The following is a 13618-nucleotide window of genomic DNA, read 5'->3' on the forward strand; positions in this document are numbered from 1 at the left end:
GCATCGTGGCACTCCCCGGCATCCGGCGTGCGAGACTCGCCGCATGTCTGAGGCCCCGGCCCCCGAGCTCTGGCTGGTCCGCCACGGCGAGACCGAGTGGAGCCGGGACCACAAGCACACCTCGGTGACCGACCTGCCCCTCACCGAGGTCGGTGAGGCCGCGGCGCTGGCGCTGCGCGAGCGGCTGGCCGCCACCACCTTCGACCTGGTGCTCACCAGCCCACGCCAGCGGGCTCGTCGTACCGCCGAGCTCGCGGGGTTCCCCGGTGCCGAGGTGGACGACGACCTCGTCGAGTGGGCGTACGGCGACTACGAGGGCATCACCACCGCCACCATCCGCGAGAGCGTGCCCGGCTGGACCGTGTGGACGCACCCGAGCCCGGACGGGGAGACCGCTGCCGACGTCACCCGACGCCTGGACCGGGTGGTGCATCGAGTCAAGGGCAGCCGCGGACGGACGCTGGCCTTCGCCCACGGGCACTCGCTCCGGGCGCTGGCGGCCCGGTGGCTCGAGCAGCCGGTGCAGGAGGGGAGGTTCTTCCGGCTCGACACCTCCACGGTGTCCGTGCTCGGCTTCGAGCGGGAGACCCCGGTGATCCTGAGCTGGAACGCATGATGCGAATCGACCTCCACACCCACTCCAGCGTCAGTGACGGCACCGACCCGCCCGGCGAGCTGGTCGCCAAGGCCGCCGCGGCCGGCCTCGACGTGGTCGCGCTCACCGACCACGACACGGCGGCGGGCTGGGCGCAGGCTGCAGCCGTCGCCGAGCGCGAGGGCGTCGAGCTCGTGCGGGGCATGGAGATCAGCACGACGCACGAGCACCGCAGCGTGCACCTCCTTGCCTACTTCCTCGACCCCGCACACCCCGTACTGGACGCTGAGCTGGACCGCATCCTCCGTGGTCGTGACAGCCGGGTCCCGGGCATCTGCGAGCGGTTGGTCGCCGCGGGCATCGAGATCGACGAGGCTGACGTACGACGCGCTGCCGGCGATGCGGTCGCGGCCGGGCGCCCGCACGTCGCCGACGCCCTGGTCGCCAAGGGGGTGGTGGCCGACCGGACCGAGGCGTTCGAGCGGTTCCTCAAGCCCGGCCGCCCCGGCTACGTCCACCGCTATGCCTCGCCGCTCGTCGACATGGTGGGCGTCGTGCGGGCCGCCGGCGGAGTCAGCGTGGTGGCGCACCCGTGGGGGAGGGGGAGTCGCCGGGCGCTCGATGTCGAGACGCTCGGCATGCTCCGCGACCTCGGTCTCGACGGCCTCGAGGTCGACCACGAGGACCACGACGCCGCCGAGCGCGCGGAGCTGCGCGCCATCGCACACGGGCTGGACCTGGTGGTGACCGGGAGCAGCGACCACCACGGACTCGGCAAGGTCGGCCACCACTTGGGCGTCAACACCACCGCGCCCGAGGAGTACGAACGACTGCTCGCGCGCCGCCCTCCTGCGACCTAGGTCTGCCGCAGGGCTGGGAGCAGCTCGCTGGTGGCCCAGTCGAGGAACTCCTCCTGGTGGTCACCACCGATCTGGATCAGTGCCAGGTCGGTGAACCCGGCCTCGCGCCACGCGGCCGCGGCCTCCACCACCGCGCCGACGTCGTCGCCGCAGGGGATGGAGCCGGCGACGTCCTCGGGGCGGACGAACTGGCTGGCGCCCGCGAAGCCGGCGGTCCCCGGGAGCTCGGCATTGACCTTCCAGCCCCCACCGAACCAGCGGAACTGCTCGTGGGCACGCTGCACGGCGGCGTCGCGGTCGGTGTCGAAGCAGATCGGCATCTGCCCGATCCGTCGCTCGCCCCGCGACCCCGCGGACGACCAGCTCTCCACGAGGTCGCCGTCGGGCTCGGTGGTCACCATGTGGTCGGCCAGCGGGGCGAGGGCCTCGACCGACTGGGCTCCGGAGACGGCGGCCGCGATCGGCACCCGGGACTCCGGCAGGTCCCACAGCTTGGCGGAGTCGACACGGAAGTGCTTGCCCTCGCGGGTCACGTAGCCGCCGTCGAAGAGGGCGTTGATGATCTCCAGCGCCTCGACCAGCATCTCGTGCCGCACGTCGACGCTCGGCCAGCCGCGACCCACCACGTGCTCGTTGAGGTTCTCTCCCGAGCCGACGCCGAGGGTGAAGCGGCCACCCGAGAGCAGCTGCACGGTCGCGGCCTTCTGGGCGACCACGGCCGGGTGGTAGCGGACCGTCGGGCAGGTCACGTAGGTCATCAGGTCGACCCGCTCGGTCACCTGGGTGACGGCGCCCAGCATGGACCACGCGTAGCCAGAGTGGCCCTGCTCGTCGAGCCACGGGAAGTAGTGGTCGCTCATCACCTCGAAGTCGAACCCCGCCGCCTCCGCGAGAGCGGCATGTCGGACCAGGTCGGGCGGCGAGACCTGCTCGGTCATCAGGGTGTATCCGATTCGCATGGTGGCGTCGTACCCCCGTGGCCGTGGGCCATGCCGTGGGCCCTGCCATCGACCAGGTGTCAGCGGCGACCCATCGACTGGGCGAGTCGCAACGCGCGGTTGGGGATGACCCGGCTCAGCGCGGTGATCGTGCGGTACTGGGCGCCGGGGATCGAGTAGGCGCGTCCCTTGGCGAAGTCGTCGAGCGCGCGCGAGACGAGGAAGTCGGGCTCCAGCCACATGAAGCCGTCACCTCGCTTCACCTCCATGCGCTGGTGGAACTCGGTCTTGGTGAACCCCGGACACAGCGACATCACCCTGACCCCACGGGAGGCGTACTCAAGGTGGGCCCACTCGCTGAAGCTGTTGACCCACGCCTTCGCGGCGGAGTAGGTGCCACGCGGCAGGAAGGCCGCCACGCTGGAGACGTTGATGATCCCGCCCGTGCCGCGCTCGGCCATCGGCCCCAGCGCCGCGTGGCTCAGGCGCATCACCGCGGTGACCAGGACCTCGAGCATCGCGGTCTCCTCCTCGACGCTGTTGTCGAGGAAGCGCTTCTTCAGGCCGAAGCCGGCGTTGTTGACCAGGAGGTCGACCGGCTGGTCGCGGTCGCCCAGGCGTGCCTCTACGCGAGCCAGCCCGGCCCGCTCGGTCAGGTCGGCGGGCAGCACCTCGACCGTGACGTCGTACGACGACCGCAGCGTGGCTGCGACGTCCTCGAGCCGCTCGGTGTCACGGGCGACCAGGACCAGGTCGTCGCCGCGCGCGGCGAGCTGGCGGGCGAACTCCAGGCCGATGCCGGCGGTGGCGCCGGTGATGAGTGAGGTCGTCATGTGCCCAGCATCTCAGTGGACTCGTCCGCGCGTGGGCCCAGGCCCGGTCAGGCATGATGTGCGGTGATGAGCACGCACACACCGGTGGTTCTCGCCGTAGCCAACCAGAAGGGCGGCGTCGCCAAGACGACGACCGTCGCCTCGATCGGTGCTGCCCTGGCAGAGCTCGGCCAACGGGTCCTGCTGGTCGACCTCGACCCCCAGGCCTGTCTGACCTTCTCCCTGGGCATCGACCCCGAGGACCTCGACGTCTCGGTGCACCAGGTGCTCACCGCGGGGCTCGCTGCCACCGAGGTGATCATCGAGACCGAGGAGGGCGTCGACGTCCTGCCGGCCACGATCGAGCTCGCGCGCGCCGAGGCCGACCTGCTGACGCGCACGGGGCGTGAGCACGTCATCAAGAGTGTGCTCGAGCAGCTCGCGGAGGACCTCGCGGACGACGAGGACGGCCCCTACGACTGGGTGCTGCTCGACTGCCCGCCGTCCCTGGGCGTGCTCACCGTCGCCGCGCTCACCGCAGCCGACGGCGTGCTGATCCCGCTCCAGTGCGAGACGCTCTCGCACCGCGGCGTGGGCCAGCTGCTCGACACCGTGCACGACGTCCGCCGTTTCACCAACCGCGGGCTCGAGGTGTGGGGAGTCCTGCCGACGCTCTACGACGGCCGCACCAACCACGCGCGCACTGTCCTGGAGACGATCAGCGACACCTACGACCTCGAGGTGGTCGAGCCGCCGATCCCCAAGACCATCAAGTTCGCCGAGGCGCCGGCAGCCGGTCGGTCCATCCTGGCCACCAGCCGCAGCAGCAAGGGTGCCAAGGCCTATCGCGAGGTGGCTGCCAACCTCGTCGCGCGGGCGGCACGACCGAAGCCGCGCCGCTCGGCGAAGAAGAAGAGGGCCTGAACCTCAGTCCTTGACGGGCGCGCCGCCGCGGGACCGGGTTCGGCTGCGCTTGCGCCGGGGACGCGAGGACCCCTCGCCGGACGGCTTCTCGCTCGCACCGCGGTTGCCCTGACCACCACCCTGAGCGCCGCTGCGCTCGCGGGGAGCCTTCTTCTCCACCGGGGCCGGCGGGACGATGCGGCCCTTCGTGCCCGGCGCGATGCCCTGGTCGTGGTAGAGGTGCTCGGAGGTCGAGTAGGTCTCCTGCGGCTCGGGGAACGGCAGGTCGAGGGTCTTGTTGATCATCTTCCAGCGGTGGATGTCGGCCCAGTCGACCAGCGTGATCGCGGTGCCGGACGCGCCTGCTCGACCGGTGCGGCCGATGCGGTGGACGTAGGTCTTGTCGTCCTCCGGGCACGTGTAGTTGACCACGTGGGAGACGCCTCGCACGTCGATGCCTCGCGCGGCGACGTCGGTGCACACCAGCACCTTGAGCTTGTCCTCGCGGAACTTCGTGAGGGCCTTCTCGCGCGCCACCTGGGCCATGTCGCCGTGCAGCGGAGCTGCGGCGAAGCCGCGCTCGGCGAGGTCGTCGGCGATGCGCTGGGCCTGGCGCTTGGTGCGGGTGAAGACGATCATCTTCTCGGCGTCGTCGGCCTGCAGGACGCGACCGATGATCTCGGGCTTGTCGAGGTCGTGGGCCAGGTAGATGAACTGGGCCGTGGCGGGGACGGTGGAGTTCTCGTAGGAGGCCTCGGCACGGATGTTCATCGGGTGACGCAGGTGACGGCGGGCCAGGGCCACGATCGCCGAGGGCATCGTGGCGGAGAAGAGCATCGTCTGGCGGGTCTCGGGCGTGAACGAGATGAGGCGCTCCACGTCGGGCAGGAAGCCCAGGTCGAGCATCTCGTCGGCCTCGTCCAGAACCAGCGCGTGGACGTGGGAGAGGTCCAGGGCCCGGCGGTTGGCGAGGTCGATCAGCCGCCCGGGGGTGCCGACCACGATGTCGACCCCGGTCTCCAGCGCCTCCAGTTGGCCCTCGTAGCCGACGCCGCCGTAGACCGTCAGGACCCGGAGCCCGAGGTCCTTGCTGGCCAGGGCGAGGTCGTTGGAGACCTGGAGAGCCAGCTCACGGGTCGGTGCGACGATGAGGGCCTGCGGCTTGCCCTGGGGCATGTCGGCGTAGGCAGGGTCCTTCGGGGTCACCGAGCGCTGCAGCACCGGGATGCCGAAGGCCAGCGTCTTGCCGGTGCCGGTGCGGGCCTGACCGATCAGGTCGGTGCCCACCAGGGCGACCGAGAGGGTCATCTCCTGGATGGCGAAGGGGGTGGTGATGCCCGCGCGATCGAGGGCGTCACAGATGTCGGGGAGGACCCCGAGCTCACGAAATGTGGTCACGGTGGTGATTCGCTTTCTTCAACTCAAGGGCTGCGATGCGGCGCACCCAGAGTCGAGAGACGCACCGCGCACATACAGGGCTGGCGCCGCACATCGGGGCGCCTGTCCGCCTCGATGCTATCGGTAGGGTTCGCCCATGACTGAATCGCCCGCTCCGGGCCCCGGCGACGCGCCGCTCGACGAGGACTACCGACTGGCCGCCGTCGACCTGCTCGGCGCCATCGCCTACGGCGAGCTCTCGGCGTGGGAACGCCTTGCCGCCGACGCCGCGATGGCCCCCACGATCGAGGACAAGATGGCGATCGGTGCCATGGCCTCCGCCGAGTTCGCCCACCTCGAGCGGCTGCGTGATCGGCTGGTCCAGCTCGGCGCCGACCCTGCCGAGGCGATGGGGGAGTTCATGGAGGGCTTCGACCAGTTCCACGCCCACACGGCTCCCTCCGACTGGTACGAAGGCCTCGTCAAGGCCTTCGTCGGCGACGGCCTGGCCGCCGACTTCTACCGCGAGATCGCCGCCTACCTCGACGCCGACACCCGCGAGGTCATCATCGCCTCGCTGGAGGAGACCGGGCAGACGGCGTTCGTGGTCGAGCACGTCCGCGCGGGCATCGCTCGCGACCACCGGCTGGCGGGTCGACTGGCCCTGTGGGGTCGACGGCTCATGGGGGAGGCCCTCACCCAGGCGCAGCGCGTGGCGGCCGAGCGCGACGCCCTCAGCTCCCTGCTCGCAGGCGGGGTCGACCGACCCGGCCTCGACCTGGCCGCCCTGGGGCGGATGTTCACGCGCCTCACCGAGCGCCACGCCCAGCGGATGAGCGAGCTCGGCCTCGACGCCTGAGTCCTGACACGAAGAAGCCCCGCACCGAGACGGTGCGGGGCTTCTCGCGTGAAGGGATCAGACCTTGCTGGAGCTGCGTCCGGTGACTGCGGAGGCGATCATCACGAGCACGGCAGCCACGACGATCTGCCAGATGTGGCGCCACCAGTCGATGCCGCTGGTCGTCGGGTCGAAGAACATCGAGTAGAGGAAGGTGCCCAGCAGCACACCGCCGATACCGCACACGATCGTGAGCCACAGCGGGATGTTGTCGCGGTCGCCCGGGGCGACGAACTTGCCCAGGAGGCCGATGATCACACCGCCGATGAGGGCTACCAGAATGTCGGACAGATCCATGAGAGGTTGCCTTTCAGGTCGGAGCCGCAGGGATCGCGGCGGGCCGGAACACCGGTACCCGCCCTCAAACTTCCCATGCGCCGGCCTCCCGGCCTACGACCTGCGTCCCGGCGCGTCGCCCGGGTCCGCTCAGCGGAAGCCGACGGTCCCGCTGGTGGCGACGCCGAGCTCGAGGTAGGCCACCTTGTCGGAGGGTACGACGACCGCGCGGCCCTTGTTGTCCTCCAGGCGGAAGGTCGCGTTGTTCGAGAGAGCCTCCTCGAGGCGGCTCTGGACCTCCTCGGCAGGGATGTCGGTGTCGACGACCAGTTCGCGAGAGGCGTGCAGCACGCCGATCTTGACCTCCACAGGTTCTCCTTCTTCTCAGTTCTCGTCGGTCAGGGGATAGCCCGCGATCCCACGCCAGGCAAGGCCGGAGATCAGTGCAGCAGCGGTCTTCTGGGGGATCTCGCCGCCGCCCGCCAGCCAGAACCTCGCCGAGACCTGTGCCATTCCCACCAAGGAGGCGGCGAGCAGCTCGGAGGCCTCGTCGGGCAGGCCGGTGTCGGCCTTGATCACCTGGGCGATCTCGGTGGCGATCTCGGTGGTGACCCGGTCCACGCGCGTGCGGACCTCGGGCTCGGAGGTCAGGTCGGACTCGAAGACGAGGCGGAAGGCTCCGGTCTCGGAGGACACGTAGGAGTAGAACGCCTGGATCGTGGCCTCGACACGTGCCTTGTTGTCCGAGGTGGAGGCGAGCGCCTCGCGGCAGTTCTCGACGATCGTGCTGCACGAGGCATCGAGCAGCGCGAGGTAGAGGTCCATCTTGCCGGGGAAGTGCTGGTAGAGGACCGGCTTCGAGACACCGGCACGGTCGGCGATGTCGTCCATCGCGGCGGCGTGGTAGCCCTGCGCGACGAAGACCTCCAACGCCGAGTCGAGCAGCTGGGCCCGACGCTCGCGCCGTGGCATGCGAGCGCCTCGCGGGCGTTGGCCGAGTTCGTCGATGCCCTCAGTGCTCACATGTTCCTCCTCCTCGGCCGGCAACACTCGCCAGCGTCCACTCTCCCTGGTCACGGAGCCTATCCGGGTGCGGTGCCCACGGCTCTGCGCGACCCTCCGGAACGCACGCGGACCCCGGGATTGCTCCCGGGGTCCGCGTGTGTTGACGTCCGGCCTCAGCCGGAGCGCTCGAGCGTGCCGATCAGGGCGCTGCCGGGTTGGACACGTCGACGGTCAGGAACGCACCGTCGTCGGCCATCACGGTCGCCTTGACCCCGACGCCAGCCACCTTGACGGAGTTCTGCGGCGCAGCCTCGTCGTAGTAGGCGAGCGGGTCGGTGTCGTCGAACGTGGCCTTCTGCGCCACGCCACCGGCACAGGCCTCCACCGTCTCGACGGTGGGGTTCTTCCTGGTCCCGCCGGCGACCTCCTTGTGCAGGCAGACCGGGTCGACGGTGTCGAGACCGAACGTCGCGTCGAACGGCTCGCGGCGGTTGGTCGGGCTGGTGCCGTCGGGGTAGGTGAACGAGTTCGGGAACGCGTCCACGACCATCGCCTGGCCGGCGCCCGGGTGGGTCGCCACGTTGTTGTCGGCGTAGGACTTGTCGACGTACCAGACCAGCATGCCGTCCTGGAAGGGGAAGAACTCCACCTTGTCGGGAGCGGTGAGCCCGAACGAGAACTGGTAGGGACCCTGCTGCAGGGTCTGGTCCCAGCCGACGTACTGCCTGTTCTCCAGCAGGTAGTAGCGCGGGGCGTCGATCGCGCCGCTGCCGGTCGACCTAGTCCAGCCGTCCACGGTCCAGCCGTTGTCGCCGCTCTCGGCGCCGTCGGTGAACGTGCCCTCGGAGCTCTTCACCGCGATGGTGTCGAGGAACGCGCCGTACTCGTTGTAGCCGCCGTCGGTCTTGTAGAGGAAACGGAAGAGCGAGGCCTGGCCGCCGGGCTTGTAGCTGTAGCGCAGCCCGACCCAGCGTCCGTTGGACGACCCGTCGACAGGCTTGCCGACGTTGGTCCACGTCTTGCCCTCGTCGAGGGAGTACTGGGCGTAGAGGTAGTCGTATCCCGCCTCGATGCTGTAGTTGGCCTTGGCGGTCACCGTCACCGAGCTCGAGGCCGGGACCGTGCGGGTCAGCGAGTTGGAGAGGTCGTCACCGCGCCCGGACCACCACGCGTGCGCACCCTCGGGGGGTGTGGCGTAGTCGTAGGGGGTCGAGGAGTTCGGCAGGTTGACCTTGATCGCCTGGTCGGCGCCGTCGTAGGTGCGTTGCGACGGGCCGAGGTCGAAGGTGCCGCTCTCTCCGGCGTCGACCTCGGTGTAGTCCAGCCAGCCGAGGAAGAGCTTCTCCTCGGGGCCCATCAGGCCGGGGACGGTCCCGATGCCCTCGCCGCCCTCGGGCGCGTCCTCACCGTGGCTGAGCCAGGAGCCGCTGGACATGAGGGTCCAGAAGGCGGTGCCGTTCTCGCCGCCCGCGGTGTCGTAGTAGTCGGGCAGGCCGAGGTCGTGGGCGAACTCGTGGGCGAAGACGCCCAGCCCGCCGTTCTCGGGCTCCACGGTGTAGTCACCGATGAAGTACTTGGAGCCGCCGATCTGGGCACCGCCGCCGAGGTTGTTCTCCGCGCCCACGGTGGGCCCGGTGGTGCCGTAGCCGGTGCCGACGTACCAGCGGTGCGACCAGATGGCGTCCTCGTCGGCGCCGGCCTCCTCGCCCTCGCCCGCGTGGACGGCCTGGAAGTGGTCGAGGTAGCCGTCGGGCTCGTTGAAGTCGCCGTCGGAGTCGAAGTCGTAGCGGTCCCACACGTCGAACTGGGCCAGGTAGGCGTCGATCTGCGCCGGGGTCTGGCCGGCGTCGAGCTGCGACTGGTACCACGCGTCGGCGGAGTCGTCGATGAACGCCCACGACCCGCCCGCGTCCTCGACGGTGTTGTCGCCGTAGGTCGACGCGTTGCCGGGGACCTTCACCCAGTCGGTGACCGTGTTGATCGCGGTGTAGCGGCCGGAGGAGACGTCCTTGTAGTAGTTCTTGAAGGACTCGCCGTCGCCGTTGAACATCTCCTCGTAGTGGGCCTTGTTGAAGTCGGGGACCCAGTAGGTGGAGTTGTCGACCTCTCGGTCGGGCGCGGGGATCTCGTTGTGCAGCGGGCCGGGGGTGGTGCCGAGCTTGCCCGACCCCGCGTCGCCGAACTCGGAGAGGACCGTGAAGATCTTGTCGGTCTTCTCGATCGGGAACTCGACGAACTCACCGGGCGCGATCTGCACGGTGGCGCCCTCGCTGCGCTGCTTCAGCTCGGCGCTGCCGTTCTGCAGCATCGCCAGGGCCTTGGCGCGCCGGCGGTCCTGCTTCTTGGTGAGCGGGCCGGGGCGGTTGTCGGGCTTGACCTGCCTGTTCGAGTCGCTCGCGGAGGGAGATCCGGACGGCTGTACTGCAGTGGCGGGCTGGGCGACGGTCAGTCCGAGCGCCAGCGCCGCTGTTCCGGCCACCAGGCCGGGCAGTGACTTGTTCAAGTGGGTGTCCTTCTGGGTGGGGATTGGACGGCCCGACCTGACCATGCCGGGGGATCTGGACATGGTCACGATGAGTCAGGCCGGTGTAGTCCACCTCACACGCCGCGATCGCGCAAGGTTCTCGAAAGTGGCGAGTCGCGTCCGCATCGCGGGACGTCGTACGGCGGCGCGTCCGGGCGCGGGGAACATGGAGGGCGTCGCCGAGGTTGCACCGTCAACCCGCCCGCAGAGGAGATTTTCAGTGTCGTTCCCCCCGCTCGTCGAGCCCGCCTCCGAGCTCACCGTCGACGAGGTCCGTCGCTACAGCCGGCACCTCATCATCCCCGACGTCGGGATGTCGGGACAGAAGCGGATGAAGAACGCGAAGGTGCTGGTCATCGGCGCCGGCGGCCTCGGCTCGCCCGCCCTGCTCTACCTCGCCGCGGCCGGCGTCGGCACCCTCGGCATCGCCGAGTTCGACACGGTCGACGAGTCCAACCTGCAGCGCCAGGTGATCCACGGCGTCTCCGACATCGACAAGCCCAAGGGCCTCTCCGCCAAGGAGTCGATCGCGGAGATCAACCCCTACGTCGAGGTCGTCCTCCACGAGGAGCGCCTCGACAACGACAACGTGATGGACGTCTTCGAGGGCTACGACCTCATCGTCGACGGCACCGACAACTTCGCGACCCGCTACATGGTCAACGACGCCGCGTTCTTCCTCGGCATCCCCTACGTGTGGGGCTCGATCTACCGCTTCGACGGGCAGGCGAGCGTGTTCGCGCCGATGCTGGGCGAGGAACTGCCGTGCTACCGCTGCCTCTACCCCGAGCCGCCGCCCCCCGGCATGGTCCCGAGCTGCGCCGAGGGTGGTGTCCTCGGCGTGCTGTGCGCCAGCATCGGCTCGATCCAGGTCAACGAGGCCATCAAGCTCATCACCGGCATCGGTGAGCCGATCGCGGGCCGCCTGATGATCTACGACGCACTCGAGATGGAGTACCGCAAGCTCAAGGTCCGCAAGGACCCCCAGTGCGCCCTGTGCGGGGAGAACCCGACGGTCACCGGACTCATCGACTACGACGCCTTCTGCGGCGCGGTCTCCGAGGAGGCCACCGAGGCCGCCGTGGGCTCGACCATCTCGGTCGTCCAGCTGGAGACGATGCTCAAGGAGCGCGAGGCGGGGCAGCGCGACTTCACCCTCATCGACGTGCGGGAGCCGGGCGAGTTCGAGATCAACCGCATCCCCGGATCCGTCCTCGTCCCCAAGGGGGAGTTCCTCAACGGCAACGCGCTCGGCGACCTGCCGGACGACAAGCCGGTGGTGCTCCACTGCAAGTCGGGGGTCCGCTCGGCAGAGGTGCTCGCCATCCTCAAGGGCGCGGGCTACTCCGACGCGGTCCACGTCGGCGGCGGCGTCGTGGCGTGGGTCAACCAGATCGACCCCAGCCAGCCGTCGTACTGACCGGCGCGGCGTGAGCCGACTCACGCCGGCCACGTAACCGGGAGTCGCAACCGTCGTTGTGCCGTGCATGCGCACACACACGAAGTTCCTGACCATCGCCTCGGCCGCGGTGCTCGTGGCCGGTGGAGCCATGAGCGCGCCTGCCAGCGCCAAGCCCGTCAAGAAGCAGGCCACCACGTCCTGGGCGCCGGCGGCCACCGCGTCGATCCACCCCGGCGTCCAGATGTACACCGACGGCGCCCAGTGCACCGCCAACTTCGTCTACACCGACGGGGCGGGCGCGACGTACGTCGGCTACGCGGCGCACTGCGCGGGTCTTGGCGAGGCGACCGACACCAACGGGTGCGACGCGGGTTCGCTCCCGCTCGGCACACGGGTGGAGTTCGTCGAGGGCGGATCGCTGCTCTCCGAGGGCACCCGGGTCGGCTCGGGGACCTTGGCGTACTCGTCGTGGCTGACCATGCAGCAGCGCGGCGAGACCGACGAGGACGCCTGCGCCTACAACGACCTCGCGCTCGTGAAGGTCGACGCCGCGGACGTCTCCAAGGTCAATCCGTCGGTCCCCTTCTGGGGCGGTCCTGTCGCCCTCAACACCACGGGCACGGCGACGGGCGACACGGTCTACTCCTACGGCAACTCCAGCCTGCGGGCCGGGATCGAGACGCTCTCGCCGAAGCAGGGCACGAGCCTCGGCACCGAGGGCAACGGCTGGTCCCACCCGGTCTACACCGTGACCCCCGGCGTGCCCGGTGACTCCGGCAGCGCCTTCCTCGACGCCGAGGGCAACGCGCTCGGCACGCTGTCGACGCTGGCGATCGCACCGCTCGCGGGCTCGAACGGCGTCGGCGACCTGGCCCACGAGCTCGGATATGCCCAGCAGCACGGCGGCATCTCCGGGCTGCGGCTGGTGCCCGGCACCGAGCCGTTCAGCCCGATCCTCTAGCCCCCTCGGCTGGCGTCCTCGCCCACGCGACATCATGGGGCCGTGGGTGAGGACGTCTACGCCGAGCTGGCGCTGCGGTGCGCCGAGCAGGTGCCGGTGGGCCGCGTGACGACGTACGGCGCCATCGCGGACGCCGTGGGCGCGGTGCTGGGCCGTGGTGGGCCCCGCCAGGTTGGTTCGGTGATGTCGCGACACGGCAGCGGTGTTCCGTGGTGGCGGGTCATCCGGGCCAGCGGTCGCCCCGCGGACTGCCACGACGGCACCGCCCTGGAGCACCTCCACGGGGAGAACGTGCCGATGCGCGCTCCCGGTGTGGTCGACCTGGAGCGCGCGTTCTACCAGCCGGTACTGGACCGGGCCGACGCGCTGCTGGAGGACTGAGAAGATCGGGCATGCTCTTCGCAGCCCTGCAGCACGTGCTCCCGCCGGTCCTTCGCGCGGTGATGCGTCCCACCGTGGAGGGACTGCACCACGTGCCTCGGACGGGCCCGGTGATCGTCGCGAGCAACCACCTCTCCTTCGCCGACAGCGTCGTGCTGCCGATCGTGGTGCCGCGCAAGCTCGTGTTCCTGGCCAAGTCCGACTACTTCACCGGCTCGGGACCCAAGGGCGCCGCGGTCCGCGCCTGGTTCGAGGGCCTGGGCATGCTCCCGGTCGATCGCGACGACAGCAGGGCAGCGATCGCCAGCCTCGACACCGCGCTGGGTGTGCTGGCGCGGGGCGAGGCGTTCGGGATATACCCCGAGGGCACCCGTTCCCGTGACGGCAGGCTCTACCGCGGCCGCACCGGGGTGGCGCACCTGGCCCTGACCGCGGGCTGTCCCGTCGTGCCCGTCGGCCTCCTGGGGACGGCTGATCTCCAGCCGGTCGGCTCCCGGCTGCCCCGTCCGGCCCACGTCGTCGTGCGGTTCGGCGAGCCGATCACCGTGGCAGGGGAGTACGACGACGTCCCTGCCGGACGCGCCCGCCGTGACCTGACCGACCGCATCATGGCGGCGATCGGTGAGCTGTCGGGCCAGGAGAGCGCCGGCATCTACAACGATCGGGCGGTCTCGCCCTGAGTGTCG

Annotated in this window: 15 protein-coding genes; 8 read left to right on the top strand and 7 right to left on the bottom strand. The window is 70.1% G+C overall.

Annotation, left to right across the window (positions count from 1 at the left end; all coding sequences use genetic code 11):
• Positions 1–43 precede the first annotated feature (43 nt).
• Together EXE58_RS13440 and EXE58_RS13445 are read left to right on the top strand one after the other, a co-directional pair.
• Positions 44–616, top strand: coding sequence for a histidine phosphatase family protein (locus tag EXE58_RS13440; protein WP_135268361.1), 573 nt, complete (start codon positions 44–46; stop codon positions 614–616).
• The gene (locus tag EXE58_RS13445) at positions 613–1455 is read left to right on the top strand and encodes a PHP domain-containing protein (protein ID WP_341869500.1); all 843 of its coding nucleotides are present in this window, start codon (positions 613–615) and stop codon (positions 1453–1455) included. The genes EXE58_RS13440 and EXE58_RS13445 overlap by 4 nt, the downstream gene beginning before the upstream one ends.
• On the opposite strand, the gene EXE58_RS13450 is transcribed toward EXE58_RS13445, so the two are convergent.
• Entirely contained in the window at positions 1452–2414 is a 963-nt protein-coding gene (locus EXE58_RS13450) for a TIGR03557 family F420-dependent LLM class oxidoreductase (RefSeq protein WP_135268362.1), read from the bottom strand. The genes EXE58_RS13445 and EXE58_RS13450 overlap by 4 nt on opposite strands.
• Positions 2415–2473: 59 nt before the next feature.
• Complete coding sequence (locus tag EXE58_RS13455; protein WP_135268363.1) at positions 2474–3226, bottom strand: SDR family NAD(P)-dependent oxidoreductase; 753 nt, start codon at positions 3224–3226, stop codon at positions 2474–2476.
• Positions 3227–3292: 66 nt separating this feature from the next.
• Here EXE58_RS13455 and EXE58_RS13460 point away from each other — a divergent pair, with 66 nt between their 5' ends.
• Positions 3293–4129, top strand: a complete 837-nt coding sequence (locus tag EXE58_RS13460; RefSeq protein WP_135268364.1) for a ParA family protein — start codon at positions 3293–3295, stop codon at positions 4127–4129.
• A gap of 3 nt (positions 4130–4132) precedes the next feature.
• On the opposite strand, the gene EXE58_RS13465 is transcribed toward EXE58_RS13460, so the two are convergent.
• Positions 4133–5506: a DEAD/DEAH box helicase gene (locus EXE58_RS13465; RefSeq protein WP_135268365.1), complete on the bottom strand. Its 1374-nt coding sequence runs from the start codon at positions 5504–5506 to the stop codon at positions 4133–4135.
• A 136-nt stretch (positions 5507–5642) separates the two neighbouring features.
• Here EXE58_RS13465 and EXE58_RS13470 point away from each other — a divergent pair, with 136 nt between their 5' ends.
• Complete coding sequence (locus EXE58_RS13470; RefSeq protein WP_135268366.1) at positions 5643–6344, top strand: ferritin-like fold-containing protein; 702 nt, start codon at positions 5643–5645, stop codon at positions 6342–6344.
• Positions 6345–6401: 57 nt separating this feature from the next.
• Here the strand turns inward: EXE58_RS13470 and EXE58_RS13475 are convergent, their stop codons facing one another.
• The 4 genes from EXE58_RS13475 to EXE58_RS13490 form a co-directional block, all read right to left on the bottom strand.
• Positions 6402–6680, bottom strand: coding sequence for a GlsB/YeaQ/YmgE family stress response membrane protein (locus tag EXE58_RS13475; RefSeq protein ID WP_135268367.1), 279 nt, complete (start codon positions 6678–6680; stop codon positions 6402–6404).
• A gap of 129 nt (positions 6681–6809) precedes the next feature.
• A complete protein-coding gene (locus EXE58_RS13480) occupies positions 6810–7028 on the bottom strand; it encodes a DUF3107 domain-containing protein (RefSeq protein WP_135268368.1) in 219 nt (72 codons plus the stop codon).
• Between the two features lie 15 nt (positions 7029–7043).
• On the bottom strand, positions 7044–7631 hold the full coding sequence (locus EXE58_RS13485) for a TetR/AcrR family transcriptional regulator (protein ID WP_135268369.1): 588 nt from the start codon (positions 7629–7631) through the stop codon (positions 7044–7046).
• A gap of 232 nt (positions 7632–7863) precedes the next feature.
• Positions 7864–10167, bottom strand: a complete 2304-nt coding sequence (locus EXE58_RS13490) for an immune inhibitor A domain-containing protein (protein WP_208544012.1) — start codon at positions 10165–10167, stop codon at positions 7864–7866.
• A gap of 241 nt (positions 10168–10408) precedes the next feature.
• On the opposite strand from EXE58_RS13490, the gene moeZ reads away from it, so the two are divergent.
• The 4 genes from moeZ to EXE58_RS13510 all read left to right on the top strand — a co-directional run bounded on the left by moeZ (position 10409) and on the right by EXE58_RS13510 (position 13612).
• The gene (moeZ, locus tag EXE58_RS13495) at positions 10409–11608 is read left to right on the top strand and encodes an adenylyltransferase/sulfurtransferase MoeZ (protein WP_135268370.1); all 1200 of its coding nucleotides are present in this window, start codon (positions 10409–10411) and stop codon (positions 11606–11608) included.
• Positions 11609–11675: 67 nt separating this feature from the next.
• Positions 11676–12551, top strand: a complete 876-nt coding sequence (locus EXE58_RS13500; protein WP_135268371.1) for a hypothetical protein — start codon at positions 11676–11678, stop codon at positions 12549–12551.
• Between the two features lie 42 nt (positions 12552–12593).
• Positions 12594–12932: an MGMT family protein gene (locus EXE58_RS13505; RefSeq protein ID WP_135268372.1), complete on the top strand. Its 339-nt coding sequence runs from the start codon at positions 12594–12596 to the stop codon at positions 12930–12932.
• A gap of 11 nt (positions 12933–12943) precedes the next feature.
• Positions 12944–13612, top strand: a complete 669-nt coding sequence (locus EXE58_RS13510; protein WP_135268373.1) for a lysophospholipid acyltransferase family protein — start codon at positions 12944–12946, stop codon at positions 13610–13612.
• The last annotated feature ends 6 nt before the right edge of the window (positions 13613–13618 follow it).

This window comes from Nocardioides seonyuensis (genome assembly GCF_004683965.1).
GTDB lineage: Bacteria > Actinomycetota > Actinomycetes > Propionibacteriales > Nocardioidaceae > Nocardioides > Nocardioides seonyuensis.